The sequence below is a fragment of the Brachybacterium avium genome, from assembly GCF_002216795.1.
Lineage (GTDB): Bacteria > Actinomycetota > Actinomycetes > Actinomycetales > Dermabacteraceae > Brachybacterium > Brachybacterium avium.
The window spans coordinates 262,398-288,397 of record NZ_CP022316.1; the positions used below are offsets into that span (position 1 = coordinate 262,398).

At 70.9% G+C, this 26,000-nt stretch carries 19 protein-coding genes and 1 pseudogene; 8 read left to right on the forward strand and 12 right to left on the reverse strand.

The features are described from left to right. The first annotated feature begins 9 nt into the window (after nt 1–9). A complete protein-coding gene (locus tag CFK39_RS01195) occupies nt 10–1,131 on the forward strand; it encodes an acyltransferase family protein (RefSeq protein ID WP_089063931.1) in 1,122 nt (373 codons plus the stop codon). A gap of 12 nt (nt 1,132–1,143) precedes the next feature. Here CFK39_RS01195 and CFK39_RS01200 read toward each other — a convergent pair whose 3' ends face one another. Next, on the reverse strand, nt 1,144–2,532 hold the full coding sequence (locus tag CFK39_RS01200) for a UTP--glucose-1-phosphate uridylyltransferase (protein WP_089063932.1): 1,389 nt from the start codon (nt 2,530–2,532) through the stop codon (nt 1,144–1,146). A gap of 118 nt (nt 2,533–2,650) precedes the next feature. On the opposite strand from CFK39_RS01200, the gene metG reads away from it, so the two are divergent. From metG to CFK39_RS01215, 3 genes are all read left to right on the forward strand, one after another. Beyond that, on the forward strand, nt 2,651–4,462 hold the full coding sequence (gene metG, locus CFK39_RS01205) for a methionine--tRNA ligase (RefSeq protein ID WP_089063933.1): 1,812 nt from the start codon (nt 2,651–2,653) through the stop codon (nt 4,460–4,462). A gap of 329 nt (nt 4,463–4,791) precedes the next feature. Further along, on the forward strand, nt 4,792–5,733 hold the full coding sequence (locus CFK39_RS01210; RefSeq protein WP_245822786.1) for a Fic family protein: 942 nt from the start codon (nt 4,792–4,794) through the stop codon (nt 5,731–5,733). A gap of 83 nt (nt 5,734–5,816) precedes the next feature. Continuing rightward, nucleotides 5,817–7,277 (forward strand): sugar porter family MFS transporter, encoded by a 1,461-nt coding sequence (locus CFK39_RS01215; protein WP_089063934.1) that lies wholly within the window; start codon nt 5,817–5,819, stop codon nt 7,275–7,277. A gap of 35 nt (nt 7,278–7,312) precedes the next feature. Here the strand turns inward: CFK39_RS01215 and CFK39_RS01220 are convergent, their stop codons facing one another. The 5 genes from CFK39_RS01220 to CFK39_RS01240 all read right to left on the reverse strand — a co-directional run bounded on the left by CFK39_RS01220 (nt 7,313) and on the right by CFK39_RS01240 (nt 12,939). Continuing rightward, nucleotides 7,313–9,187: a transketolase gene (locus CFK39_RS01220; RefSeq protein ID WP_245822788.1), complete on the reverse strand. Its 1,875-nt coding sequence runs from the start codon at nt 9,185–9,187 to the stop codon at nt 7,313–7,315. Nucleotides 9,188–9,279: 92 nt separating this feature from the next. Beyond that, complete coding sequence (locus CFK39_RS01225; RefSeq protein ID WP_089063936.1) at nt 9,280–10,011, reverse strand: PIG-L deacetylase family protein; 732 nt, start codon at nt 10,009–10,011, stop codon at nt 9,280–9,282. Nucleotides 10,012–10,073: 62 nt separating this feature from the next. Further along, complete coding sequence (locus CFK39_RS01230; RefSeq protein WP_089063937.1) at nt 10,074–11,378, reverse strand: O-acetylhomoserine aminocarboxypropyltransferase/cysteine synthase family protein; 1,305 nt, start codon at nt 11,376–11,378, stop codon at nt 10,074–10,076. A 68-nt stretch (nt 11,379–11,446) separates the two neighbouring features. Continuing rightward, on the reverse strand, nt 11,447–12,085 hold the full coding sequence (locus tag CFK39_RS01235; RefSeq protein ID WP_089063938.1) for a DNA-3-methyladenine glycosylase I: 639 nt from the start codon (nt 12,083–12,085) through the stop codon (nt 11,447–11,449). Nucleotides 12,086–12,087: 2 nt separating this feature from the next. Beyond that, nucleotides 12,088–12,939 (reverse strand): siderophore-interacting protein, encoded by an 852-nt coding sequence (locus CFK39_RS01240; protein WP_089063939.1) that lies wholly within the window; start codon nt 12,937–12,939, stop codon nt 12,088–12,090. A 104-nt stretch (nt 12,940–13,043) separates the two neighbouring features. Between CFK39_RS01240 and CFK39_RS01245 the strand changes: the two are divergent. Together CFK39_RS01245 and CFK39_RS01250 are read left to right on the forward strand one after the other, a co-directional pair. Continuing rightward, nucleotides 13,044–14,512: pseudogene (locus CFK39_RS01245) on the forward strand (phytoene desaturase family protein). An 81-nt stretch (nt 14,513–14,593) separates the two neighbouring features. Further along, nucleotides 14,594–16,126 carry a peptide MFS transporter gene (locus tag CFK39_RS01250; protein ID WP_089063940.1) on the forward strand — a complete coding sequence of 511 codons (1,533 nt, stop codon included), beginning with the start codon at nt 14,594–14,596 and terminating at the stop codon, nt 16,124–16,126. 9 nt (nt 16,127–16,135) lie between these two features. Here CFK39_RS01250 and CFK39_RS01255 read toward each other — a convergent pair whose 3' ends face one another. Beyond that, nucleotides 16,136–17,497 carry a hypothetical protein gene (locus CFK39_RS01255; RefSeq protein WP_089063941.1) on the reverse strand — a complete coding sequence of 454 codons (1,362 nt, stop codon included), beginning with the start codon at nt 17,495–17,497 and terminating at the stop codon, nt 16,136–16,138. A gap of 129 nt (nt 17,498–17,626) precedes the next feature. Between CFK39_RS01255 and CFK39_RS01260 the strand changes: the two genes are divergently transcribed. Beyond that, nucleotides 17,627–18,160, forward strand: coding sequence for an HNH endonuclease (locus CFK39_RS01260; protein ID WP_089066233.1), 534 nt, complete (start codon nt 17,627–17,629; stop codon nt 18,158–18,160). An 80-nt stretch (nt 18,161–18,240) separates the two neighbouring features. Continuing rightward, nucleotides 18,241–19,776, forward strand: coding sequence for a UDP-N-acetylglucosamine 1-carboxyvinyltransferase (locus tag CFK39_RS01265; RefSeq protein ID WP_157697020.1), 1,536 nt, complete (start codon nt 18,241–18,243; stop codon nt 19,774–19,776). 59 nt (nt 19,777–19,835) lie between these two features. On the opposite strand, the gene CFK39_RS01270 is transcribed toward CFK39_RS01265, so the two are convergent. The 5 genes from CFK39_RS01270 to CFK39_RS01290 form a co-directional block, all read right to left on the reverse strand. Further along, on the reverse strand, nt 19,836–21,749 hold the full coding sequence (locus CFK39_RS01270) for an FAD/NAD(P)-binding protein (protein ID WP_089063943.1): 1,914 nt from the start codon (nt 21,747–21,749) through the stop codon (nt 19,836–19,838). Next, nucleotides 21,746–22,561 (reverse strand): ABC transporter ATP-binding protein, encoded by an 816-nt coding sequence (locus tag CFK39_RS01275; protein WP_089063944.1) that lies wholly within the window; start codon nt 22,559–22,561, stop codon nt 21,746–21,748. Before CFK39_RS01275 ends, CFK39_RS01270 begins: the two co-directional genes overlap by 4 nt. Next, nucleotides 22,558–23,544, reverse strand: coding sequence for a FecCD family ABC transporter permease (locus CFK39_RS01280; protein WP_245822790.1), 987 nt, complete (start codon nt 23,542–23,544; stop codon nt 22,558–22,560). The genes CFK39_RS01275 and CFK39_RS01280 overlap by 4 nt, the downstream gene beginning before the upstream one ends. A gap of 109 nt (nt 23,545–23,653) precedes the next feature. Further along, nucleotides 23,654–24,721, reverse strand: coding sequence for an ABC transporter substrate-binding protein (locus CFK39_RS01285; protein ID WP_089063945.1), 1,068 nt, complete (start codon nt 24,719–24,721; stop codon nt 23,654–23,656). Nucleotides 24,722–24,740: 19 nt separating this feature from the next. Then, a complete protein-coding gene (locus CFK39_RS01290; protein ID WP_089063946.1) occupies nt 24,741–25,916 on the reverse strand; it encodes a peroxidase-related enzyme in 1,176 nt (391 codons plus the stop codon). Between the last annotated feature and the right edge of the window lie 84 nt (nt 25,917–26,000).

The following is a 26,000-nucleotide window of genomic DNA, read 5'->3' on the forward strand; positions in this document are numbered from 1 at the left end:
GGGAGATCCATGACCGACGCCGATCCGAGCCGACCGCGCCCGGCGAGCAGCACGAGGACGGCCGAAGGCGAGGATCTGCCGCCAACGGCCCCTGCGAAGAAGGTCCGTGACCCGTTCCTGGACAACGCCCGCGGACTCCTCATCACGCTCGTCGTGATCGGGCACACGCTGGAGAGCTTCGAGGCCAATTCGGGAGCGGTCGGGGACTCGATCTACACCTGGATCTATTCGTTCCATATGGCGGCCTTCGTGGCGATCTCCGGCTACCTCTCCCGCTCCTACCGCAATGAGCCCCGCCAGGTGCGGCGCCTGCTGACCGCGATGCTCGTGCCCTATCTGATCTTCCAGCTGCTCCACGAGACGGCGAAGACGCTGCTGCTGGGACACGAGTTCCATCTGGAGCTCGTCTCCACGGCGTGGACGCTGTGGTTCCTGCTGGCACTGGTGATGTGGCGCCTGGTGACCCCGGTGCTGCGGGCACTGCGCTATCCCCTGGTGTTCACCGTGGCGGTGGCCGTGATCGCGCCGCTGGACCAGAACCTCGACGGGACCCTGTCGCTGGGGCGCTTCATCGAGATGCTGCCCTTCTTCACGCTGGGCCTGGTCACCACCCCGGCGCTGCTGCAGAAGCTCAAGACCCTGCCGCACCGGGTCTGGATCGGCGGGGCGGTCCTGGCCTTCGCACTGGTGGTCTCCTTCGCCACCCACGAACATCTCTCGGCCGCCCGCTTCTTCCTCCGCGGCTCCTACGCCGACGGCCCCTACGAGACGTGGCTCGCGATCATCGTGCAGTTGATGGTGCTCGCCGCCGGCATGATCGGTGCCCTCGCGCTGCTGCTGATCACCCCGCTCGGTCAGACCGTCTGGACGGCGATCGGCGCCCGCTCGCTGACGATCTACCTCCTGCACCCGCTCGCCCTGCTCCCGATCCGCTACCTGGAGGAACCCTTCGCCTGGGCCGACTCCTGGTGGGCGCCGTTCCCGCTGATCCTCATCGCCCTCGCGCTGACCGCGGTGCTCTCCCGCGGCGTCGTCGGCACGCTCACGCGCTGGGTCACCGATCCCCCGATCGGCGACCTCCTCGTCAGGCCGGAGGACTCGCCCGCCCGGGCGCCCCGCACCTCCGCCTGACGCGGCAGCGCCTCAGCCGGCGGCTGCGGTGCCGACCCGGGCGCCCTCGGGCACCTCTCCGCCCTCCTCGCCGAGCACCGCGTCACCGATCACGGAGACATCGGCCCCGAAGGTCCAGTCGCCCTGCACGTCGAGGCGCACGGCGTCCTTGAGCGAGGGCACGCCGTAGGGGAAGCGCGGCTCGAAGTCCTGGATGAGCTTGTACGAGTCCGCCTGCAGCGACACCGTCGGCAGCGTCTCGATCTGCTGCACGAGCGCCGAGCGGTGATCGAGGGCGTAGGCGTCCGAGCGCACCAGCAGCAGGTCGCTGGTGGCCTTGACCGGCAGGAAGCGGTCGCGGCCCACGACGATCGCGGTCGCGCCGTCGAACACCTCGATCGCGGCCCCCATGGCGGATTCGAGCTGATAGACGGGCGTGCTGGTCTTGTCGGCCGGGTCCACGGTCTTCTCGTTGCGGATCAGCGGCAGGCCCATGATGCCGCCGCGCTCCTCGAGCACCGCGGCCATCTTCTCGAGGTCGAACCAGAGGTTGTTCGTGTGGAAGAACGGATGGCGGTGCTCGTCGGTGAAGTAATCCATCTCTTCGGCCGGGGTCTGCGCGGTGTCGCGCAGGATCAGCCGGCCGTCGGACTTGCGCACCGCGAGGTGGCCGCCCTTGCGGTCCGCGGGGGTGCGGCGGCACAGCTCGGCGGCGTAGGGGGCGCCGGAGGCCGCGAACCAGGAGGCGATGACGGGGCTGGGGACGGTGCCGAGGTTGTCCGAGTTGGAGACCGAGGCGTACTTGAAGCCGGCGTCGAGCAGCTGCTGGAGCAGGCCCGAGGTCTGCAGGGCCGTGTAGATGTCACCGTGGCCGGGCGGGCACCACTCCAGGGCGGGGTCCGCGTCCCAGTCGACCGGCGTGAGGTCGTCGGTGCGGAGCTTGGGCTCCTTGTTCTGCAGGAAGTCCAGCGGCAGGTCGCCGACGGGCAGGTCCTCGTACTTCGCGAGCACCTCGAGGGTGTCCTCGCGGGTGCGGAAGGAGTTCATGAAGATCAGCGGCAGGCGGGAGCCGGTGCCGCGGCGCGCGGCCAGGACCTGCTCGACGATGAGGTCCAGGAAGCTCTTGCCATCGCGCACCGGCAGCAGCGACTTGGCCTGGTCCAGGCCCATCGAGGTGCCGAGCCCGCCGTTGAGGTTGATGATCGCGAGCTGATCGAAGACCTGCTTGGCATGACCGGGGTCGATCGAGACGTCATCGAGCTGCGGCGGGTCGAGGTAGGGCTCGATCGTGTCCTCGGGGATGGTGCCGGTGACCCCCTCCTCGAGCTGACCGTAATAGTGGGAGAAGACGTCGATCGCGGTCTGCGCGACCCCGTCGTCCGCCATCTTCTGCTGCGCTGCGGCAAGTCCTTCAATGCTCATGGCACCAGGGTATCGGGACGGCCGGGTGCTCTGCGCCGTCCACCGTCGCACGTCCTGTCCGGGGACTCACCCGCACTCGCGTCGGGCTGCGGCCCCGACTCCCCTAGAATCGACTGCTATGAGCACAGTCCTGTCCGCGGTCGCCTGGCCGTATGCCAATGGTCCCCGCCATATCGGTCATGTCGCCGGCTTCGGCGTCCCCTCCGACGTCTTCTCCCGTTACATGCGGATGGCCGGGAACGACGTGCTCATGGTCTCCGGCACCGATGAGCACGGCACCCCGATCCTGGTCTCCGCCGACGCCGAGGGCATCTCCGCCCGCGAGCTCGCGGACCGCAACAACCGCCTCATCGTCGAGGACCTGGTCGCGCTGGGTCTCTCCTACGATCTGTTCACCCGCACCACCACCCGCAACCACTACCAGGTGGTGCAGGACATGTTCGTCACCGTGCGGGACAACGGGTACATGGTGGAGAGGACGACCTCCGGGGCGATCTCCCCGTCGACCGGCCGCACCCTGCCCGACCGCTACATCGAGGGCACCTGCCCGATCTGCGGAGCGGGCGGAGCCCGCGGCGACCAGTGCGACAGCTGCGGCAACCAGCTGGATCCCACGGACCTGATCGACCCGGTCTCGCGGATCAACGGCGAGACGCCGGAGTTCATCGAGACCTCGCACTGGTTCCTGGACCTGCCGTCCCTGGCCGGGGAGCTGGGCCGCTGGCTCGACGAGCGCGAGGCGACCGGGCTGTGGCGCCCCAACGTGATCCGCTTCAGCCAGAACATCCTCGATGACATCAAGCCCCGGGCGATGTCCCGCGACATCGACTGGGGCATTCCGGTGCCGGGTTGGGAGGATCAGCCGAACAAGCGCCTGTACGTCTGGTTCGACGCGGTGATCGGCTACCTCTCGGCCTCGATCGAGTGGGCCCGCCGCTCCGGCGATCCCGAGGCGTGGCGGAAGTGGTGGAACGATCCCGAGACCCTCGCCTACTACTTCATGGGCAAGGACAACATCGTCTTCCATTCCCAGATCTGGCCTGCGGAGATGATCGCCCAGAACGGCCAGGGCGACAAGGGCGGCGAGCCCGGCCGCTTCGGCGAGCTCACGCTGCCGACCGAGGTGGTCTCCAGCGAGTTCCTCACCATGGAGGGCAAGAAGTTCTCCTCCTCCAAGGGCGTGGTGATCTACGTGCGCGATGTGCTCGAGCGCTACCAGCCCGACGCGCTGCGCTACTTCATCTCCGCCGCGGGACCCGAGCACCAGGACTCCGATTTCACCTGGACAGATTTCGTCTCCCGCACTAACAACGAGCTGGTCGCCGGCTGGGGCAATCTGGTCAACCGCACCGCCGCCATGATCGCCAAGAACGTCGGGGAGATCCCGGCGGCGGGTGAGTTCGAGGAGATCGACCAGGCCCTGCTGGACCAGCTCCGTGAGGGCTTCACAACCGTCGGCGGCCTCATCGAGGCGCACCGCCAGCGCGCCGCGATCGCCGAGATCATGCGCCTGGTGGGCGAGGCGAACGCCTACGTCTCCCGCACCGAGCCCTTCAAGATGAAGGCCGAGGAGCAGCGACCGCGCCTGCTGACCGTGCTGCACGTGCTCGCCCAGGCCGTCACCGATCTCAACACGATGATGGCGCCCTTCCTGCCGCACTCGGCGAACGAGGTGGAGAAGGCGTTGGGCGGGGACCGCCAGATCGCGCCGATGCCGCAGATCGTGGAGGTCGAGGATCTCGACGGCGGTCCCGGCTACCCGATCATCACCGGCGACTACACGGACGTCCCGGCCTGGGAGCACCACCCGGTGGGCGTGGGCCAGAGAGTCGTGAAGCCCACCGGCATCTTCGCCAAGCTCGACCCGACGACCGCCGCGATGGAGCTCGAGCGCCTCGAGGTGGCCGCCGAAGGTGAGCCGGAACTGTGACTCCTCCCCGACTGTAGTAACACTTTCGGAGCAAAGTGTTACTACACTGGTGGTATGGGACCCCTTCCGGCACGACGACCGCTGTCCGTGTCGCCCGTCGAGCGACGGGCGGGACACTGGACCGTCGCCGACGACGGCCTCGCCTCCCGCTCTGCGCGCTCCCGGGGACCGGCGCCTATGAGGCGACGCTCCCCGCGGCGCTCGGCGCCTCCGAGATCGATCTGCCCGGGGAGCTGGCGGCCGACGTCGCCGATGCGGAGACCGCTCTGGCGGCGTTCGACGCTCATGCTGCGGTACGCCTGGGCGCCGACAACCCCGCACTCGGCCCGATGAGCGCAGTGCTGCTGCGCACCGAGTCCGCCTCCTCCTCGCAGATCGAGGACCTCACCGTCGGCGCACGACAGCTCGCCCTCGCCGAGCTCGAGGAGTCGCGCAGCCACAACGCCCGCGCCGTCGTCGCCAACGTCCGCACGATGGAGGCGGCGCTGCGCCTGGCCGCGGAACTCGATCTGGAGGCGATCCTCGCGATGCACGCAGAACTGCTGGCCGGTGCGGAAGACGCCGGCCGCCTGCGGGGGCAGCTGGTGTGGGTCGGCCGCAGCGGGCTGAGCCCGCTGGGTGCCGTCCACATCGCCCCCGAGGCCGAGGACGTGCTGCCCGCTATGGAGGACCTGCTCGCGTTCCTCGTCCGAGACGACCTACCCGTCCTCGTCCACGCGGCGCTCGCCCATGCCCAGTTCGAGACCATCCACCCCTTCACCGACGGCAACGGTCGCACCGGTCGCGCGCTGGTGCACGCGCTGCTGAGCGGCAAGGGCCTGCTGACCACCACCGCCCCGGTCTCGGCCGGACTCCTGACGGACCTCGAGGCGTACACCGCAGCATTGACCGCCTTCCGCGCCGGCGACGCCCGCCCGATCGTGGAGGAGTTCGCCCGGGCCGCGCGGTATGCCGCGGCCACCGGCAGCCGACTCGTCGATGACCTCGCCGGACAGCTCGAGAGGGACCGGGAGCGACTGTCCGGGGTGCGCCGGCATGCTCTCGCATGGTCCGTGCTGCCTCTGCTCATCGGTCAGCCGATCGTCAACGCCGCGTACCTCCAGCGCACACTCGAGGTGCCGGCGATGACGGCCCAGCGGGCTCTCGCCCAGCTCACCGACTCCGGCATCCTGCGGGAGGCGACCGGTCGCTCGCGGAACCGCGTCTGGCAACATACCGGGATCCTCGGCCTGCTGGACTCCTATGCCGCCGAGGTCCGCCGAGCGTGCTGACCGCCTGGCCCGTCAGCCCCCGCCCGACGGTGAGAAGGGTTACGGTGGCCGCCCGAGATCTTCGGCAAGGAGGCGGTCCCGTCATGGCACCATCCGCAGCTCGCTCCGGTGCGGACCCCGCACCCACCCAGCATCTGAACGCGAAGGTCGTCGGCATCTCGATCGCCGCCGCCGTCGGTGGTTTCCTCTTCGGCTTCGACACCTCAGTGATCAACGGTGCCGTGGGCGCCCTGTCCGAGGAGTTCTCCCTCGGGGCGGCGCTGACCGGCTTCGCGGTCTCCTCGGCGCTGCTCGGCTGCGCCATCGGCGCCTGGTTCGCCGGCGGCCTCTCCAACCGCTACGGCCGCATCCCGGTGATGGTGATCGCGGCGATCCTGTTCTTCGCCTCAGCGCTCGGCTCGGGCCTCGCCTTCGGGGTCTGGGACCTCATCGCGTGGCGCGTGGTCGGTGGCCTGGGCGTCGGCGCCGCGAGCGTGATCGCCCCCGCCTACATCGCGGAGGTCGCACCCGCGAAGTTCCGCGGCCGGCTGGGCTCTTTGCAGCAGCTGGCGATCGTGCTCGGCATCTTCGTCGCGCTGCTGTCCAACGCGCTGATCGCGGACTCGGCCGGAGGCTCCTCGGAGACCTTCTGGTTCGGGGTGGCCGCATGGCGCTGGATGTTCATGATCGAGGCGGTGCCGGCCGCGGCCTACGGGATCATGGCTCTGTTCCTGCCGGAGTCGCCGCGCTACCTGATCCGGCGGAACCAGCTCGATCGCGCCTCGAAGGTGCTCTACGACTTCACGGGCGAGCCCGACGTGAACCTCAAGATCCAGCAGATCCGCACGACGCTCGAGCGGGAGGACAAGGAGAGCCTCCGCGACCTGCTGGGCGAGCGGTTCGGGCTCAAGCCCATCGTCTGGCTCGGCATCCTGCTGTCGCTGTTCCAGCAGCTGGTGGGCATCAACGTCATCTTCTACTACTCGACCACGCTGTGGCAGTCCGTCGGGTTCGACGAGTCCCAGGCGCTGCTGACCTCCACGATCACCTCGATCATGAACATCGTCGCGACGATCATCGCGATCGTGCTGGTGGACCGGGTGGGTCGACGGATCATGCTGCTGGTGGGCTCGGCCGGGATGACGATCTCGCTGGGACTGATGGCGCTGGCGTTCTCCTTCGGCGAGGTCACCGCGGGCAGCGATGCCGTCTCGCTGCCCGATCCCTGGTCGACGATCGCGCTGATCGGCGCGAACGCCTTCGTGATGTTCTTCGGAGCCACCTGGGGCCCGCTGGTGTGGGTGCTGCTGGGCGAGATCTTCCCCAACCGGATCCGTGCTTCGGCCCTCGCGGTCGCGGCCGCCGCGCAGTGGGCGGCGAACTGGACCGTTTCGGCCTCCTTCCCCACTCTGTCGAACATCGGGCTCACCTTCGCTTACGGCCTCTACGCCGCCTTCGCGCTGCTGAGCCTGATCTTCGTCTACCTCTGGGTCCCGGAGACCAAGGACCGCGAGCTGGAGGACATGGACAGCCTCGAGCTGGGGCGGCGCCGCCGGGACGGATGACGTCCCGTCGGCGGCCCGCCCCGTCGGGGCAGCGGTCAGCCCTCGAGCGCGGCGCGCGCGGCGTCGGCGATGTGCTCGGCGTCGATCCCGGCCCAGCCGAGCAGCTCCTCGGTGGTGCCGGAGCCCGGCACGCCGTCGACGGCCAGATGCCGCAGGTGCAGGTCGGTGACCGGTTCGGAAGCCAGCGCCGCGAGGACCGCGGCCCCCAGCCCGCCCTCGGCATGATGATCCTCCGCGACCACGACGCGCCCGCCGGTCGCGGCGACCGCCGCCCGGATGCCCGCGCCGTCGAGCGGCTTGATCGAGTAGGCGTCGATCACGCGGGCGCGCACGCCGTCCTCGGCCAGGGCGTCCGCGGCGGCGAGCGCCTGGTGGAGCGTCACGCCGGCCCCGATGAGGGTGACGGCGTCGTCCTCGGAGCTGCGCAGCGTCTTCGACCCGCCGACGGGGAAGCGCTCCTCGGAGCCGTAGAGGACCGGATAGGCCCCTCGGGTGGTCCGCAGGTAGCTCACGCCGGACAGCTCGGCCATCTCCGCCACCAGCGCCGCGGTCGAGGTCGCATCGCTGGGGTACAGCACGGTCGAGCCCTGGGTGGCGGAGATCATCGCTAGGTCCTCGAGCCCCATCTGGGAGGGACCGTCGGCGCCGATCTCGACGCCCGCATGGGAGCCGACCAGTCGCAGATCGATCCGGGAGACCGGAGCCATGCGGATGAAGTCGGCGGCGCGGGTGAGGAAGGCCGCGAACGTCGAGGCGAAGGCCAGGTACCCGCGGGAGGAGAGGCCGGTCGCGGCGGCGACCATCTGCTGCTCGGCGATGAACATCTCGAAGAAGCGCTCCGGATGCGACTCGACGAAGTCGGCGACGCCGGTGGAGTTCGAGACCTCGCCGTCCAGGGCGACTACCCGCGGGTCGACCTCCGCGAGGGCGGTGAGCGCCGGGCCGTAGGCCTTGCGGGTCGCGACCTCCTCGCCGGGGGTGAAGGCGGGCAGCTCGATCTCCCCGCGCGGGGAGTGCGGAGCCGGCTCGACGGAGGGAGGCATCGGTCCGCGCACCTGCAGCGAGCGCTCGCCGCCGAGGGCGGTGATGGCCTCCTCGGCCTTGTCCTCGGGCATCGGCTTGCCGTGCCAGCCGTTCTGGTCCTCGATGCCGGGGATGCCCTTGCCCTTGACGGTGCGGGCGAGGATCACCAGGGGCCGATCCAGCTCGCCGTCGGCCACCGCCAGCGCCTCGTCGATCGCGTCCAGGTCGTGGCCGTCGATGACCACGGCCCGGGCGCCGAAGGCCTCGACCCGGGCGGCGTAGGTGTCCATGTCCCAGCCGAGCGCGGTCTCGCCCCGCTGGCCCAGACGGTTCACGTCCACCATCGTGACGAGGTTCGTCAGCTGGTAGTGCGAGGCGGTGGCGAGGGCTTCCCACATCGAGCCCTCCGCGAGCTCACTGTCCCCGGTGAGGACCCAGACCCGGTACGGAGACTTCTCCAGGTACTTGCCGGCGAGGGCGATGCCGACGCCGTCGGGCAGTCCCTGACCGAGCGAGCCGGTGGCGACGTCGACCCAGGGCAGCACCGGGGTGGGATGCCCCTCGAGCCGCTGGTCGAAGCGCCGGTAGCCCTCCATCAGCTCCTGCTCGGAGACCACGCCGGCGGCGCGGTAGACGGAGTACAGTAGCGGCGAGGCATGCCCCTTGGAGAAGACCAGGTGGTCGTTGCCGGGGGCCTCGGGCTCATCCCAGTCGTAGCGCAGGTGGCGGGCCATCAGGGTGGCCAGCAGGTCGGCGGCGGAGAGGCTGGAGGTGGGGTGGCCGGAGCCGGCGCTGGTCGAGGAGCGGATCGAGTCGACCCGCAGCTGGGCCGCGAGCTCGGGCACCTGGTCGAGATCGAGCCTGTCGTGCATGGACGTGGTCATCATGACTCCTTCCGTGGCGGATCATGCGTGATGCCTCCACCGTAGGAGCCTGCGGCCGCTGTCGGCAACGAACCGCGACCAGCCGGTCGGGTCCCTCAGAGGTCGAAGACCCGCAGCACCACGGCGTGCTCGCTCCCGGCGGCCTCTCCCCCGGCCCGCAGGATCTCGGGGATGAACTCCTCGGGCAGCGGATGTCCCTGGACGTGGTCGAGGTAGGCCTCGTGCGCCTGCAGCGATCGGACCGCCGCCCGCACTTGCTCGGCCGCGACCTGCTTTGCGTGGGTGGGCTGCGGATGACCCGCCACCAGCAGGGCGCGGACGCGCCACGGGGCGAGGCCCTCGACCTCGGCGAGCTCGCGGAACACCCAGGGGTTCGCCGCATCGCGGGTGCCGTCGACCGCGGCCAGTCCCGCCACCCGATGATCGGCCTGGTTGAGCCCGCCATAGGCCTCGACCTCGAAGTTCGCGGTCAGCACCAGGTCCGGACGCACCTGGCGCACCACGCGGGCGATATCGCGCCGCAGCGGGAGCCCGCTCTCGAGCATCCCGTCGGGGTGGTCGAGATAGCGCAGGTGCTCGACGCCGACGCGTGCGCAGGCCGCTCGCTGCTCCCGCTCCCGCAGCGGGCCGACGACCGCCGGGTCCTGCGCCATCCCCGCCTCGCCGCGGGTGAGCAGCAGATAGCACACCTCGATCCCGGCCGCGGTCCAGGCGGCGACGGCGGCCGAGGCGCCGTACTCCATGTCGTCGGGATGGGCGACGATGCACAGCACGCGCCTCACCCCGTCCTCGGGCAGCGGTGGCAGCGGGGCGGGAGAGGTGCTCATGCTCTCCAGCCTAGGTGGGAACGATCCGTACGGACGGTGCGGGCTCCGGTCAGCGCCACTGTTCACGCCGCGGCGGAGAGCTCCTCCTCCACGGTGCGCGCAGCGTCCAGGGCCTGCTCCAGATCGGCCCAGAGGTCCTCGAGGTCCTCCAGCCCGACGCTGAGACGCACCGTGCCGGCGCGCACCCCGCATGCCGCGCGCTGGGCGTCGGTGAGGTGGGAGTGGGTGGTGGTGCCCGGATGGCAGACCAGGGATCGGGCGTCGCCGATGTTCACCGCGATGGTCCACAGCGCGAGCGCATCGCAGAACGCGGCGGCGGCGGCCTCGCCCCCGGTCAGCTCCACGGAGAACACGCCGGAGGTGCCGCGCGGGAAGTCGCGGTCGGCGAGCTGCGCATCCGGACGGCCGGGGATGGTGGGATGCTCGACCTGGGCCACTCCGGGCAGCCCGTGCAGACGGGCGGCGAGGGTGGCGGCGTCGGCGCTGACCTTGTTCATCCGCAGGTCGAGGGTCTCGATCCCGACCAGGATCTGCTGGGCGCCGGCGGCGGACAGAGTGGTCCCGAAATCGGTGACGTACTTGGCGCGGGCGTATCCCAGCAGCCCGGAGCCGCCGCGGGCGTACTCGTCCGCGAAGGTGACGCCGAAGCGCCGGTTCCTCTCGGTCAGCCGGGGCCAGCGCTGCGGATATCGCCGCGGGTCGAAGCGCCCGGTGTCCACGATCAGTCCGGCGATGGTGGTGCCGTGCCCGCACAGGTACTTGGTCGCGGAGTGGACCACCACGTCGGCACCGTGCTCGCCGGGCCGGTACAGAGCGGGGCTCGCCAGGGTGGAGTCGACGACGACGGGCACGTCGCGGGCGTGGGCGATCGCGCTGAGCGCCGGCAGGTCCACCACCTGTGCGCCGGGGTTCGCGATCGATTCGACGATCGCCGCCCGGGTGTCCTCGGTGAACGCGGCCTCCCAGGCCGCGAGGTCCCAGGGGTCGACGACGGTGCAGCGCACCCCCACCTCGGCGAGCGTGTCGTCCAGCAGCTCGGTGGTGCCGCCGTAGAGGCGCGAGGAGGCGACGATATGACCCCCCGGGGCGGCCAGCGCGTACAGGGCGATGGTGGTCGCCGCCTGACCCGAGGCGACCGCGATCGCACCGATCCCCTGTTCGAGGGCGGTGATGCGCTGTTCCAGCACGGCGGTGGTGGGGTTGCCGGAGCGGGAGTAGGCGTAGCCGTCACCGCGCCGCTGGAACAGTGCCTTGAGCGAGTCGTGGGAGGTGTGGGCGTAGGCGCTCGCCGTGTGGACGGGTGGGGTGAGGGACCCGTGCCCGTCGGCAGCCGCGTCCCATCCTGCATGGATCGCTGCGGTGCTCATCGCTGCTCCTCGCCCTGGGTGGTGCTGACCGGTTCATCCTCCGGCCGCACCGCCGCCTCTGGCGAGGTCTATGACGGAGTGTGGCCGTCCGCGACGGGTCGTCCGTCCGCCGCCCAGACACCGGAGGTGCCTCGGCGGTGGGAGCCGATCAGGTGGGTGTCCACCACGCCGAGTGCCTCCATCAGAGCGAACATCGTGGTGGGGCCGACGAAGCGGAAGCCGCGGCGTTTGAGCTCCTTGGCCAGTGCCACAGATTCGGCGCTGGTGGTGGGGACGTCCGCGGCCACCACCGGCATCGGGGTGCGGGCGGGCCGGTAGGACCACACCAGGTCCGCGAGGGTAGTGCCCGGGCCCCGCTGACCGCGCAGCTCGATGGCCGCCCGGGCGTTGCCGATCGTGGCCTCGATCTTGCCGCGGTGACGGATGATGCCCTCGTCGGCGAGCAGCCGGTCCACCTCCGCCGGTCCGAAGGCCGCCACGTTGTCGACCTCGAAATCGGCGAAGGCGCGGCGGAACCCCTCGCGGCGGCGCAGGATCGTGGCCCAGCTCAAGCCGGACTGGAAGCCCTCCAGGGCGAGGCGTTCGAACATCCCCCGCTCGTCCCGCACCGGCATGCCCCACTCGGTGTCGTAGTACTCGCGCAGGTCGTCGTGGACGGACGCCCAGGCAGGCCGGGCGAGCCCGTCCTCGCCGGTGCACAGGTCCATGCTCAGTCGTCGATCTTCCCGATCGGCTCCCGCTTCTCGGCCTGGAACTGGTCCTCGATGCGGCCCAGCGCCCAGTAGGCGGAGATCGAGATCTGGGGTCGGGGGATGCCGGCGTCCTTGACCAGCACCCGGCGCAGCTGCTTGGTGGTGGCCCGCTCGACGTGGCAGAACACCTGCAGGCCCTCGGGGTCCTCGAGGTCCAGTGTGCGCACCGTCTCGACCAAGGCCTCCCGCGGGCCGATCACCCAGCGCAGCTCCACCCCGGCGGGGCGTTCGAGCTCCAGGCGGTCCTCCTCGTCCTCGAGCTGGATGATCGCCAGGCCGGAGGCGTCCGCCTGCATCGACTCCAGCGCCGCGGCGATCGCAGGCAGGGCGGCATGGTCGCCGATCAGCAGGTGGTGGGTGGTCTCGGGGAGCGGCGTGTAGCCGCCGCCGGCGCCGTTCATGGCGATGAGATCGCCGGGCTGCGCCTCATCGGCCCAGCGTGCGGCGATGCCGTTCTCCTCGCCGTCGCCGTGCAGGACCACGTCGACGTCGAGCCGCTGGTTCTCGTCGTCCCAGTGGCGCACGGTGTAGGTGCGGCGAGCGGGCAGCAGCTCGGGGCTGTGCTCGCGCAGCGCATCCATGTCGTAGGGCGGGTGCAGGCCGGAGGCGGGATCGGCCAGGAGGAACTTGACGTAGGCGTCGGCGTGGTGGTTGCGGTTCAGCGCGCTGTAGCCCTCACCGCCGAGGGTGAGGCGCAACAGGCGCGGCGAGATCCGAGTCTTGCCCAGCACCTCGAGCACGGCCTGCCTCTTCGCGGGGCGCTTCGCGGGGGCGTCTGCGGGCGGGGACTGATCGGTGGCGGTCTGCATACCCCCACATTACGCTACGTCCCTGTTCCGTAAATGTTCGAGGGGGCGGCGTCGCCTCTGACCTAGGCTGAGCGGATGAGCGTGCATCCCGCCCCGAGGTCGACGTGGTCATCGTGGGCTCCGGCCCCAACGGGCTCGCCGCCGCGGTGACCCTCGCTCGTGCGGGACTGGGCGTGCAGGTGCTCGAATCGGAGAGCACGATCGGCGGCGGGGCCCGCACCCTGGACCTCGGCCTCGCACCCGGGATCGTGCACGACATCTGCTCGGCGGCCCATCCGCTGGCGCTCGCGAGCCCCTTCTTCACCGCCTTCGATGTGCAGGCGCGGGGGGTGCGCGCCATCGCCCCCGCCGCCTCCTATGCCCAGCCGCTGGATGACGAGCCGGCCGCGATCGCCTGGCGCGATGTGGAGCGCACGGCCGACGGGCTCGGGCGGATGGCCGCGCCTGGCGGTCGACGCTCGGCACGCTGTCCCGCCATCAGGACCTGGTGGTCGCGCTCGCCCTCGGCGACAAGCGCTCCCTCCCTGTCGCCCTGCTGGACCCGGCGATCCTCGCCGTGGCACCGCTGTTCGGTGCCCTCATCGGGGCGCAGGGCACCCCTGCCTGGGGGGTGCCCTTCCGCACCGAGCGGGCCCGGGCGCTGTTCTCCGGCGTGGCGGCGCACGCGATCGGGACGATGCCCTCCCTGGCCATGGCGGGGACCGCCGGTCTGCTGGGCACGATCGCCCACGGCGTCGGCTGGCCGCTGCCCGTCGGCGGCTCCCAGTCGATCATCGACGCCCTGGTGGCGGATCTGCGTGCCCACGGCGGGAGGGTGCAGACGGACCATCACGTGCGCAGCTGGCGGGATGTGCCGCCCGCCCGCGCAGTGCTGCTGGACACCCCGGCCCCCGCTGCGGCCGATATCCTCGGCTCCCGCCTGCCGGCCTCGCTGGAGCGGGCGCTGCGCCGCTTCCCGCACGGCGACGGGGCGGCGAAGGTCGACTTCGTGCTCTCCGGCCCGGTGCCGTGGCGCGATCCCGAGGTCGGGGAGTCCGGCACCCAGCATCTCGGCGGCACCCGGGCGCAGATGGCCCACGCCGAGGCGGAGGTCGCTGCGGGCAGGGTGCCGGCGCGGCCGATGACCCTGGTCAGCGACCCGTCGGTGGTCGATCCCGGGCGGATCCAGAACGGCCTGCGGCCGCTGTGGGCATATGCGCACGTGCCCGCCGGCGACACGAGCGATCCCACCGAGCTGGTCACCGCGCAGATCGAGCGCTTCGCCCCCGGGTTCCGCGATCTGATCGTCGCCGCCCGCGGCATCCCCGCCTCGCAGATGGCCGCCCACAACCCCGCACTCGTCGGCGGCGACATCTCGATGGGCCGGGTCACCATGGCCGGGATGATCGCCCGCCCCACCGCGCGCTGGGACCCGTACCGGCTGGGCGGGACCGGCTGGTACCTGTGCTCCTCGGCGACACCTCCGGGACCGGGGGTGCACGGCATGTCCGGCTGGCATGCCGCCCGACGCGTGCTCGAGCACGAATTCGGCATCACGACGATGCCGGACCTCTCCCCCGCTCGATCTTTCTGACACCTGCCCGGGAGACTGGCTTCTCACACCTCGCCGCTCCACGTTGAAATCACGCTCTCTGATGTCCCAGCATTGCTCCTCGTGAACTCCCCCGAGACCCCCGATCACCGTCCGAGCAGGTCCGAGCGCCCCGCTGCCGGCGGCGGGGTCGCCGCGCCGACGCTCGCGCCGGATGCGCACAACCCCTCCGGACGCACCTTCCTGGGTCAGCCCGGTCCGCTCGCGAACCTGTTCAGCGTGGAGCTGTGGGAGCGCTTCAGCTTCTACGGCATGCAGGGCATCCTCGCGATCTACATGTACTTCGCGGTCGCCGATGGCGGCCTGGGGATCGACGAGAGCGCCGCGCTGGGCATCGTCGGCGCCTACGGCGGCTCGGTGTACCTCTTCTCGATCCTGGGCGCGCTGGTCTCGGACCGGCTGCTGGGTGCCGAGAGGACGCTGCTGGGCAGCGCCGTGATGATCATGCTGGGTCACATCGCGCTCGCGCTGGTGCCCGGGATCCCCGGCCTGATGGCCGGCCTGCTGCTGGTGGGGGTCGGCTCCGGCGGGCTGAAGTCCACCGCCGCGACCCTGGTCGGCTCCCTCTACTCGCGCGATGACCCGCGACGGGATGCGGGCTTCTCGATCTACTACATGGGCATCAACATCGGCGGCCTGCTGGGACCGCTGATCACGGGCTTCGCGCAGCAGCAGTGGGGATTCCACCTCGGCTTCGGTCTCGCCGCGATCGGCATGGCGGTGGGCCTGACCCAGTACGTCCTGACCCGCAAGGGTCTGCCGGAGAGCGTCCACGCCGTCCCCGACCCGCTCCCCCGCCGCCAGTATCCGCTGTGGGCCGGCCTCGGGGCCGGCGCCGTCATGCTGGTGCTGGTGCTGGCGCTGACGGGCGTGCTGAACGCGCACAACCTCGCCACGGTCGTCGCGGCTCTCGCGGTGCTCGGCGCGATCGCGATCTTCGCCCTGCTGCTGACCTCGAAGAAGCTGGATCCCGAGGAGCGCTCCCGAGTGGTCTCCTTCATCCCGCTGTTCGTGGGCACCGCGGCGTTCTTCGCCCTGTTCCAGCAGCAGTTCACGGTGATCACGCTGTACTCGGACACCCGACTGGACCGTGAGGTCCTGGGCTGGGAGATGCCGATCTCCTGGGTGCAGTCCTTCAACCCGTTCTTCATCATCGTGCTGGCGCCCCTGTTCGCGGCGCTGTGGACGAAGCTCGGCCCCCGCCAGCCCGGCACCCCGCGGAAGTTCGGTGTGGGCATCATCCTGATGGGTTCCGCGTTCCTGCTGTTCCTGCCGATGGCCTCCGTGGTCTCGGTGCCCGTGCTGTGGATCGCGATGATCATGATGGTCGCCACCATCGGCGAGCTGTGGCTCTCCCCCGTCGGCCTCTCCCTCGCCACCAAGCTGGCGCCGCGCGCCTACCCGGTGATGATGATGGCGCTGTACAACCTGGCGGTGGCGCTGGGCACCTCGCTCTCCGGTGCGCTGGCGACCTTCTACTCCTCCGAGACCGAGGTCGCCTACTTCGGCGCGCTGGGTGCGATCACCATCTCGATCGGTCTGGTGATGCTCATGATCGCCAAGCCCGTCGGGCGGGGCATGCGCGGGGTGCGCTGATCCTGACCGTCACCCCAGGCTGAAGCCGCTCTGCTCGCCCCGCTCCTTCATCAGCGCGACCAATGCCGCCAGCACCGCGGCGGATCCCGTGTGGTGGCGTCCGTGCCGGTGGAGGATCCCGAGGTCGACGAGGTCGTCCAGGTCGCGGGTGACGGCGACCAGCCGGTGCAGCTCAGCCCGGTCCCATTCACCGGTGCTCGGGTCGAGCGGGACCGGCAGCTCCGCAGCGTCCGGTGACAGCAGATCCGGCATCACCAGTCCCTCCGGGCCGCATGCCACCAGCAGGGCGGCGATCGTGTCGGGCATGCCGCGGAACCCGCCGTCCTGGGCGTCCCGGGCATCTTTCCCGAACAGGCATGCGGACAGCAGCGCGTGGCCGAACTCGACGAAGCCCTCGCCGCCGGCGGCGAGGGGAACGTACGGCACCGGGCCCGCCAGCGGATGCACCATGCCTGAGGTGACCTCCAGCCAGCCGCCGTCCAGCAGCGTCACCCAGGGACCTGCCAGCTCCGGACGCTCCCACATGGTGCGCAATGACGGACGCATCCCCAGCGCCTCGAGCACCTCCGCGGAGTCGGCCCGGTTCAGAGCACCGGTGCCGGTGACCTTCCGCGGCTGCCCGCCCAGGTGCTCCAGCAGTGCGGCGGCCCGTTCCACGAAGTCGTTCGCCGCATAGACGGCGGCGTCCTCGGTGAGGGCTCCCTCGATGAGCACGGTGCCCTCCGCGGCCTCCGGACCGGGCAGGAACCAGGGCCATGAGCTCGTGCCCTGGTCCTCCGCCTGCGCGGCCCGGAGTGAAGCGTCCCGGTCGTACGGGGTCTGCGGGCGTTCGATCCGGCCCGTCTCACTGAGGGCGAGCCGCTCGTCGTCGGGCAGGGAGTTGTACCAGTTCATGAAGGCGGCGAGCTCGTCCTCGTCCTCGAGGTCGACGCCCAGGGCCATGCCGTACCCGAGGATGTTGGTGGAGAAGGAGCGACGGGAGGGGTCGTCGGCCGCTTCGAGGGCCGCGAACTCGAGGCCCGAGAGCATCCCCGGTGCCTCGGTGGCGCTCATCGCTCCCGGATGCCAGCGCCCGGTCTCCCGCAGGTAGGTGACGAAGCGGATCAGGGTGGGCACCAGGTCCATCACGTGCTCGCGCGGCTGGATCACGGTGCGCGGCACCACGACGGTGAGCAGCTCGATGGCCAGCTCCTCGGTCCACAGACCGGGATCCGGGCTGCCCTGCTGCTCGGCCTTGAGCCGGAGCAGGGTCTCCAGGGTGCGGATCTCCTCGGCGACGGGCGCGTCCTCGTCCCCGGTGAGCCGCCAGGTGCCGTACTCGGACAGCACCTGCTCGCGTTCGAGCCGCTGGGCTCCCTGTTCGTCCTCCATCCCTCCAGCATGCCTCAGGATGCATCGCCCGGGGTGATGCCGGGGCCCGTGCCGCAACCGGGCATTCGCAGGAAATCGATGGCCGCACCGGTGGTGTTCGGCGACACTGGGGGCGGAAGAGGTGACGACATGGCACAGGTCAGGGTCTTCAACCTGGGATACGACCCGGAGACGGGGATCGGCGAGCTCCTGCACACCACGACGGTGCGCCATGCCTTCGGGATGATCCGTCGCGAGGTCGCGGACCCGGTCGAGCTGACGATGCTCGGGGACCGCATCGTCCCCACCGCCCTCGAGCTCACCCGCGAGCTGAGCGGGGCCTGGGTGGAGGGTGCCGGCCAGCGCTCAGTCGGCTTCTCCTACCGGGCGGTCCACGAACGCGATCACTGGACCTGCGCGTACTGCGGTCGCAGCGTCTCGAAGACTCCTTCCTGCGAGGGCCTGCTGGCGACGGTCGACCACATCCTTCCCTCCTCCCGTGGCGGCGCCTCGAGCTGGACGAACCTGGTCTCGGCCTGCAAGGAGTGCAACAACCGCAAGGCGGATCGCACCCCCGAGGAGGCCGGGATGCTGCTGCGTGCGGAGCCCTATGATCCAGCCCACTCGTTTCGGGTGGCCGGGTATGCGCAAGGGCTTCCGCTCCTGATCCGCGGAGGAGCCTGACCGGCCGCTCCAGCGCAACGTGAGGATCGACGCACCGACTCTCACCTGTAGTTATCTCATCTGTGAGTTACGGTCTCGATATGACTGAGAACGAGGACTACCTGGCACGGATCGGCACCCTGATCCGGGACGCCCGTCAGCACTCCGGCCTCACCCAGGCTCAGCTCGCCACCGAGCTCGGCACGAGCCAGAGCGCGGTGAACCGCATCGAGAAGGGCCAGCAGAACCTCACGCTGGAGACCATCTCCAAGATCGGCTCCGCCCTGGACTCCGAGCTCGTGGGGCTGGGCGGCCCTGGCCCCAGCCATCTGCGGGTCCACGGCGAGACCACCCTGTCCGGAGCGATCGACGTGAAGTCCTCGAAGAATGCGGGGGTCGCGCTGCTGTGCGCCTCGCTGCTGAACACCGGGACCACGGTGCTGCGCAAGGTCGCGCGCATCGAGGAGGTCAACCGGCTGCTCGAGGTGCTCACGTCCATCGGGGTGAGGGCGACCTGGCTGAACTCCGACAACGACCTCGAACTGCGCGTCCCCGCCACGCTCGACCTCAGCTCGATCGATGCCGCGGCCGCCCGGCGCACCCGCTCGATCATCATGTTCCTGGGACCACTGCTGCATCGTGCAGGAGAGTTCCAGCTCCCCTACGCCGGCGGCTGCGATCTGGGAACCCGCACCGTCGAGCCGCATCTGTCGGCTCTGCGTCATTTCGGGCTCGATGTCGTCGCGACCGATCACAACTACCAGGCCACCACCTCCGCGGTGACCGGGGCTCGGCGCCCGATCATCCTCACCGAGCGCGGTGACACCGTCACCGAGAACGCGCTGCTGGCGGCGGCGCTGTACGAGGGCGAGACCGTGATCCGCAACGCCAGCCCCAACTACATGGTCCAGGACCTGTGCTTCTTCCTCGAGAAGCTCGGAGTGGCCATCGAGGGCATCGGCACCACCACCTTGCGGGTGCAGGGCAGGGCGCGGATCTCCACCGATGTGGACTACGCCCCCAGCGAGGACCCGATCGAGGCGATGAGCCTGATCTCCGCCGCGATCGTGACCCGCTCGAGCATCACCGTGCGCCGGGTGCCGATCGAGTTCATGGAGATCGAGCTGGCGCTGCTGGAGGAGATGGGCCTGCGCTATGACTGCTCCGCGGAGTACATGGCGGAGAACGGCAAGACCCGCCTGGTGGACGTCACCACCCATCCCTCGGATCTGAGAGCGCCCATCGACAAGATCCACCCGATGCCCTTCCCCGGGCTGAACATCGACAACCTCCCGTTCTTCGCGGTGATCGCCGCGACCGCAGAGGGGCAGACGATGCTGCACGACTGGGTGTACGAGAACCGGGCCATCTACCTCACCGAGCTCACCAAGCTCGGAGCCAACGTGAAGCTCATGGACCCGCATCGGGTGCTCATCGAGGGCCCGACCCGGTGGAGCGGCGCCGAGCTGGTGTGCCCGCCGGCGCTGCGCCCGGCGGTGGTGATCCTGCTGGCGATGCTCGCCGCGAAAGGCACCTCCATGCTGCGCAACGTCTACGTCATCAACCGCGGATACGAGGACCTGGCGGCGCGGCTGAACAAGCTCGGCGCGCGGATCGAGACCTTCCGGGACATCTGAGCCGGGCCCGGCCCGTCGGGGCAGCGGCTGTCGGTTCCCTCATCGCGGTCGGGGAAGCCCTACGCCCCGACCTCCACCCGCGTCCGCGCCAGGATCTGCTTCGCCGCGACGTCCGCGCCGGCCAGCAGCGGGGAGGGCACGCCCGGGGTGGCCCCGATCGCGGAGCCGGGCTGTGTCGAGGCAGCAGGGATGCCGAGCACCACCACGGACTCGTCCACGCTGCCGTCGGCGGCGATCAGGTTGTGGCCGCTGGTCACGTCCTCGGAGAGCTCGGCCCGGGTGGCCTCCATGCTGTGGGTCTGCACGCCGTCGACGGTGTGGATGCGGGCCCGCCCGGTCTCCAGCAGTGCGCGCAGCAGCGGGTCGCCGGTGCGCGGGATCTTCCCCTTGGACATGCGGGTCTCCAGCAGCACGGCCGAGGTGACCACGCGGCCGGTCAGCGGTGAGGCAGCCCGGAAGGCTCCCGCGGATTCGTCGGCCTCGATCACCATCTCGGGACCGATCAGCTCGATGATCCCGGCCTCGATCAGGGCCAGGACCAGCCGCACCCGGTCGGCGGGCGGGCCGGAGGCGAGCGCCAGGGAGTCGCCGTCGAACCAGCCGAGCACGTCGCGGGCGAGGGACGCTCCGGTGAACGCGCCGCGGCCGGTCAGCCGCCCGACACGTCGGCGCAGTGCCCCCATCGCGCCGTTGACAGCGGCGCGCGGGTGCCGCCAGGGGTCGGACAGCGAACCCAGCTCATCGGCGATCAGTCGCCGCACCAGGCGGGCCCAGTCCCGTGCGGAGACGGGCCGGCCGCGGGTGGGCCGGTGCAGCTCCTCGAGCGCCCAGCGCCAGCGCGGGTCGATGATCGACCGTTCGAGGACGATGTCGACCTCGTCGGCCGTGATGGCCGCATCGAGTCCGGCGAACCAGTCGCCGTGCACGGACTCCGGGGCGAGCTCCTCCAGGGCCTCGAGGTAGGCGCGGGCGAACTCACGGGCGAGGATCGGCCACACCTCCTCGGCGAAGTCCACGTCGGTGCGCTGCTCGAGCTCGGCGAACCACTCATCGCGCGCCCAGGCGGGGGCGAAGGGCCGCACCGAGCGGCCGCCCTCAGGCTTGGCACGGTACGGGATGCCCCGCCGGGAGCCGACGACCAGCTGCGGCTCGCGGCCGCTGGGCAGGTAGCGCAGGCGCCCGTGAGGGTCTCCCTCCACCGGTGCAACGCTGCCACCCCAGTCGGCGACCAGCTGCCCGATGACGTCGAAGAAGTTCGCCCCGAGGCCGCGCACCAGCACCGTCTCCCCCGCCGGCAGTCCCGTGTACTCCCGCTCGGCGGGCATGCCGGGCTCTGCGTAGCGCAGCGAGAAGCGCTCGGCGAACGCCGCCAGCGCCGAGACGTCGGCGTCCCGTTCGGACTGGACCATGCCCTGGGCGAGCACCACGGTGGGTGCGGCGAGTCGGCGACCGTCCTCGAGGACCACCGCGGTGTCCTCGCCGTCACGGTCGAGGTCGACGGCGCGGGCCACGATCTCGGTGAGCTCGACCCTGCCGCTCGCGATCGCGGCGTCGAGCTGGTCGCGGAAGTACACGCCCTGCAGTCGGCGGGTGGGGAAGTCGGCGCCGGTCAGTGCCGAGGCCTCCTGGAGCACCCACTGACCCGCCGGGTGCCCGCCGTCGGCCCGGACCTGGCGGGCCCAGTCCACCAGGTCCGGGCCGGGCGCGGCGGGGCCGCTCATCGGGGTGGAATCGTCGGGGTGGACGGTGGTGGCATCGGCCTGGGTGTTGTTGAGGTACTGGGCGGGCTGATCGAGGCGCCAGGTCGCCCCGGGGCCGATCGCGAGGGCGTCGATGATCACCAACCGCATCGGGGCGCCGCCGAGTACGGCGCTGCGGGCAGCGGTGCGCAGCACGGTCGCCACGCCGCGAGGACCACCGCCGACGATGACGGCGTCGAAGTGCGCAGCCTCCGAAGGAACCGTCCCGTTCATGAGGCCACGAGCTCCCCGAGCCGGGTGCCGGTGCGGGTGATGCCGGCCTCGTCCACGCGGGGCCGGACCTCGACGGCGCCGTCGCGGGCCGCGACCTCGACATCGACCTCGTACACGCCGCGCAGCATCTCGGCACGCAGTGCCTCCGCCGGGGTGCCGTCGGCGACGAGATGCCCGCCGTGCAGGACGATCACCTGGTCGCAGTAGCGAGCGGCGTGGTTCAGATCGTGGATCGCGATGAGGGCGCTGATGCCCTCCTCGCGGGTGATCTGGCGGACCAGCTGCAAGGTCTCGATCTGGTAGCGCAGATCCAGCGCGGAGGTGGGTTCGTCCAGCAGCAGCAGCCGGGTGTCCTGGGCGAGGGCCCGGGCGATGAGGGCCCGCTGCTGCTGCCCCCCGGAGAGCTCCGACATGGACTGCTCGGCGATCTCCGCCAGCCCCATCCGCACGATCGCATCCTCCACGGTGGCGCGGTCCTGTGCCCGGGGAGCGAGCCCGAAGTGCGGGGTGCGGCCCAGCATCACGGCCTCGCGGACGGTGAGGTCGAAGGGCGCATCCCCGGCCTGCGGGACGTAGCCGACCACCTTCGCCAGCTCGCGGCGGCCCAGCGAAGCGGTCCTGCGACCCTCGACGGTCACGGTGCCGGCCTTGGCGCGGTGCACGCCGGCGATCGCCTTGACCAGGGTGGACTTGCCGGAGCCATTGGGGCCCAGCAGGGCGCAGAACGTCCCGGAGGCGACCTCGAAGCTGACCTCATCGAGGATCCGGCGGGTCCCGTAGGCAAAGGAGAGGCGGTCGACGGTGAGGCTCACTTCAGGGTGTTCCTTCGGGTCAGGATGAGGTAGATGAACACGGGGCCGCCGATGAAGGCGACCACGATGCCGACGGGGACCACGGCGGGGGCGAGGACCGTGCGGCCCACCGCGTCGGCGACCAACAGCAGCAGTCCACCGGACAGCGCCGCGAAAGGCAACAGATGGCGGTGATCGGCGCCGATCGCGAGGCGTGCGATGTGGGGGCCCACCAGGCCGACGAAGCCGATGATCCCGCAGAAGGAGACGACCACTGCGGCGAGGGCGACGGCCAGGGCGATCAGACCGATCCGCACCGGGCCCACGTTCACGCCGAAGCTGCGGGCCGCGTCGTCACCGGCGAAGGCGATGGCGTTGAGGTCCTTGGAGAAGAACAGCGTCACCGGGATCGCCAGCAGGGTGATCACCCCGACGATCAGCACATCGGACCACAGCGCGTCGTTCACCGACCCGAAGGTCCAGCGGATGATCGCCTGCAGGGTGTTCTCGTTCGCGGTGAACTGGAGTGCGGAGGTGAGGGCCTCGAAGATCTGGGTCATCGCGATGCCGAGCAGCAGCAGGGTGGCCACTGCCATGCGGCGGGCGGTGGCGATCCCGAGCACCACGGCGGAGACGGCCAGTGCCATGACCATGGCTCCGGCGATGGTCGCCCAGGCCGGGAGCTGCTGGGTGCCGGCCAGGGTGATCACCAGCGCCGCGCCGAAGGCGGCGGCCGGGGAGACCCCGAGGGTGAACGGGCTGACCAGGGGGTTCCGCAGCAGCCCCTGCATGAGCACACCGGAGACGGACAGCGCCGCTCCGGCGGTGAAGGCCAGCAGCACCCGCGGCAGCCGCAGCTGGGTGATCACCGCGTAGGTGGAGGCGAACTCGGCGCTGATGGTGCCGCCGAGCAGGCTCACCCGCAGCGAATGGAGCACGTCGCCCATCCCCACCCCGGCGGTGCCGATCGTCACCGCTGCGACCAGGGCCAGAGCCGACAGCACGAGTCCGGCGGCGAGGACGAGGAGCTTGCGGCGCTCATGGGCGCGGACGGTCCGGGCGCCGTTGCTCTCGGGGCCTCGGGCGCGGGAGCGGGACGCTCAAGGGTGGCGGTCATGAGGACGGACCCTGCACATAGTCGGTCGGGGCGGACAGCTCGGTGTCCTGGAACTCGGTGACCCAGCGGGTGAGGTACGCCTCGGGATCCACGCCGTCCATCTCCTGGGGGTGCAGCCAGGTACCGAGGTAGAGAGCGCCGATCGACTTGCCGAGCGCACTGGTGGCCCAGCCGTTCGCGATCGCGACGTTCCCCTGGGCCAGTGCGGTCATGCCGTCCCAGCCGGGCCGATCGGCGATATCCGTGCGGAGGGCGTCGAAGCGGTCGACGGGCTCGGCGGAGGGCTCGAACTCGTGGAACACGAACTGCGGATCACGCAGCACCACCTCGGCGGGGTCGACGGTCAGCTCCTCCTGGGCGTCGCCGCCCGCGGCGTCCTCGAAGATGTTCGCCCCGCCGGCGGCCAGGATCATCGCGTGGAAGCCGGAGCCGGGCAGGGTGGTCAGGTAGGGCTCGACGGTCTCGAGATAGACGGGGACCGGCTCGACGTCCGCAAGCCGCTCCTGCAGGATCCCTGCGATCTCGCCGCGGAAGTCCAGCACGGTCTGTGCGGTGTCCTCCTGGCCGAACACCTGGCCGAGCAGGGTGAGGGTCTCCTCGACGACCTCGGTGTCCCAGGCGGTGGCGACGATCAGCGGGATGCCGAAGGCCTCGAGCTGCTCGGCGGCCTCCTGCCAGACGGCGTTGCGCGGCATCACGACGACGTCGGGCTCGAGCTCGGCGATCGCCTCGTAGTTCAGCTGGTCCAGGCCTTCGGCGATGATCTGGTCCTCGCCGAGGTCGAGGTAGGGCAGGCGTTCCAGCGAGGCCCGGTCCACGCCGACGACGCGGTCGCCGGCGCCGATGGCGCGCAGGAACTCGTTGGTGTAGCTGTTCAGGACGACGGCCTTCTGGGCAGGGCCGGGCAGGACGACCTCGCGGTCCTGGTCGTCGATGATCGTCAGCTGCTCGGCCGCCTCGGCCTGGCTCTCAACGGTGACGTCTCCGCAGGCGGCGAGGCCGAGGACGGGCAGGGAGGCGAGGGCAGCGCCGAGCACGGTGCGGCGGCGGAATGCAGTGGTCATGGGAACCTCGTTCGGGGGATCAGGAGTCGTCGGGGAGGGAGGGGTCGCCGAGGCTGAGCATCAGGCGGTTCGCCCAGGCGAAGAAAGCGGCCGCACCCAGCAGGTCGGCGATCTCCGGGTCGGAGATCCCCAGTGCGCGCAGAGGCGCGATCGGCACTGCCGACGGACGGGGGCGCGAGAGCTCCGCGGCGGCGGTGACCAGCGCGGACCAGCGCTCGTCCTGCCCGGCCGCGAGCGGGGTGAGATCGACGGCGATCCAGTCGGTGTCGCGCTCGAGCACGGCGGCCAGCAGAGCGTCCACCTCGACGTCGCGCTTGGCGAAGGCGGCGGCTTTGCGGGCATGCACGGAGGCGCAGTAGATGCAGTCGTTGACCTTGCTGGTCACGGCGGCCGCGAGCTCCCGCTCGGCCTTCGGCAGGCCGTCACGCGGCAGGAAGATCGCATTGTCCAGCTCGCTGCGAGCCCGGGTGATGTTCGGGGTGAGCGAGAGCATCCGGAAGTAGACGCTGTTGGTGCTCGCCTTGGAAGCGAAGGAGCCTCGCTGCTCGGGGGTGAGCGCCGCCTCGGAGGGCACCTCGATCCAGGGTTCCCACTGCAGCTGCTCGCGGGTGAAGGCCGAGGGGCGGGTGCGTCCGCCCGGGGTGGTGCCGCCGTGCTGCGCGGCGCGGCCGCGGGTGCGGGGAGCACGGACCGGCGCAGCGGCCGACGGCACCGCGAGGCCGCGCAGGGCGGCGAGCCCCGCGACCAGGCGCTGGAGGTAGCTCTCGAAGGCGACGAGCTGGCTGACCAGCACCGCGGTGCGAGCATCGTGGCCGGCCGCGGTGAGACGTGCCTGGTCCGCCGGGGTCACCAGCGCCGGCGAGAAGGAGAGCAGATCCACGTGATCGCGCAGCGCTGCCAGGCCCGGATCCTCTGTGTGCGGGTCGGCGGCCGTCAGCGCCGCGGAGGCACCCTGGGCCCGGTGCCAGTCGGCGAGCGGTCCGCTGCCCTGCCAGTCTGCGGTGACCGCGGCCAGCGCATGCAGCACGGGGATCGACAGCGCCTGCGGCTCCCGGTAGAGCGCGTCGTAGGCGGCGCGAGTGTGGGCCAGCACCTCGGGCCGGAGCACCTCGAGGGCGGCGCGACCCTCGGAGGAATCAGTGAGCAGGGCGTCCAGCAGCAGCTGGGCATCGGCGGGAGCGACCAGAGTAGCCATATGAGTATCTTAGGGGCCACCAAAGCAGTTGTTGGCTGTGTGACGAAGTGTGGACGCTCACCCCCACGCCGACGCTGCATCGCC

Excerpts from the sequence above, each read along its gene's own strand:
- CFK39_RS01195 (WP_089063931.1), top strand. The coding sequence starts at position 10 with ATGACCGACGCCGATCCGAGCCGACCGCGCCCGGCGAGCAGCACGAGG.
- CFK39_RS01200 (WP_089063932.1), bottom strand. The coding sequence starts at position 2,532 with ATGAGCATTGAAGGACTTGCCGCAGCGCAGCAGAAGATGGCGGACGAC.
- metG (WP_089063933.1), top strand. The coding sequence starts at position 2,651 with ATGAGCACAGTCCTGTCCGCGGTCGCCTGGCCGTATGCCAATGGTCCC.
- CFK39_RS01210 (WP_245822786.1), top strand. The coding sequence starts at position 4,792 with ATGAGCGCAGTGCTGCTGCGCACCGAGTCCGCCTCCTCCTCGCAGATC.
- CFK39_RS01215 (WP_089063934.1), top strand. The coding sequence starts at position 5,817 with ATGGCACCATCCGCAGCTCGCTCCGGTGCGGACCCCGCACCCACCCAG.
- CFK39_RS01220 (WP_245822788.1), bottom strand. The coding sequence starts at position 9,187 with ATGATGACCACGTCCATGCACGACAGGCTCGATCTCGACCAGGTGCCC.
- CFK39_RS01225 (WP_089063936.1), bottom strand. The coding sequence starts at position 10,011 with ATGAGCACCTCTCCCGCCCCGCTGCCACCGCTGCCCGAGGACGGGGTG.
- CFK39_RS01230 (WP_089063937.1), bottom strand. The coding sequence starts at position 11,378 with ATGAGCACCGCAGCGATCCATGCAGGATGGGACGCGGCTGCCGACGGG.
- CFK39_RS01235 (WP_089063938.1), bottom strand. The coding sequence starts at position 12,085 with ATGGACCTGTGCACCGGCGAGGACGGGCTCGCCCGGCCTGCCTGGGCG.
- CFK39_RS01240 (WP_089063939.1), bottom strand. The coding sequence starts at position 12,939 with ATGCAGACCGCCACCGATCAGTCCCCGCCCGCAGACGCCCCCGCGAAG.
- CFK39_RS01255 (WP_089063941.1), bottom strand. The coding sequence starts at position 17,497 with ATGGAGGACGAACAGGGAGCCCAGCGGCTCGAACGCGAGCAGGTGCTG.
- CFK39_RS01260 (WP_089066233.1), top strand. The coding sequence starts at position 17,627 with ATGGCACAGGTCAGGGTCTTCAACCTGGGATACGACCCGGAGACGGGG.
- CFK39_RS01265 (WP_157697020.1), top strand. The coding sequence starts at position 18,241 with ATGACTGAGAACGAGGACTACCTGGCACGGATCGGCACCCTGATCCGG.
- CFK39_RS01270 (WP_089063943.1), bottom strand. The coding sequence starts at position 21,749 with ATGAACGGGACGGTTCCTTCGGAGGCTGCGCACTTCGACGCCGTCATC.
- CFK39_RS01285 (WP_089063945.1), bottom strand. The coding sequence starts at position 24,721 with ATGACCACTGCATTCCGCCGCCGCACCGTGCTCGGCGCTGCCCTCGCC.
- CFK39_RS01290 (WP_089063946.1), bottom strand. The coding sequence starts at position 25,916 with ATGGCTACTCTGGTCGCTCCCGCCGATGCCCAGCTGCTGCTGGACGCC.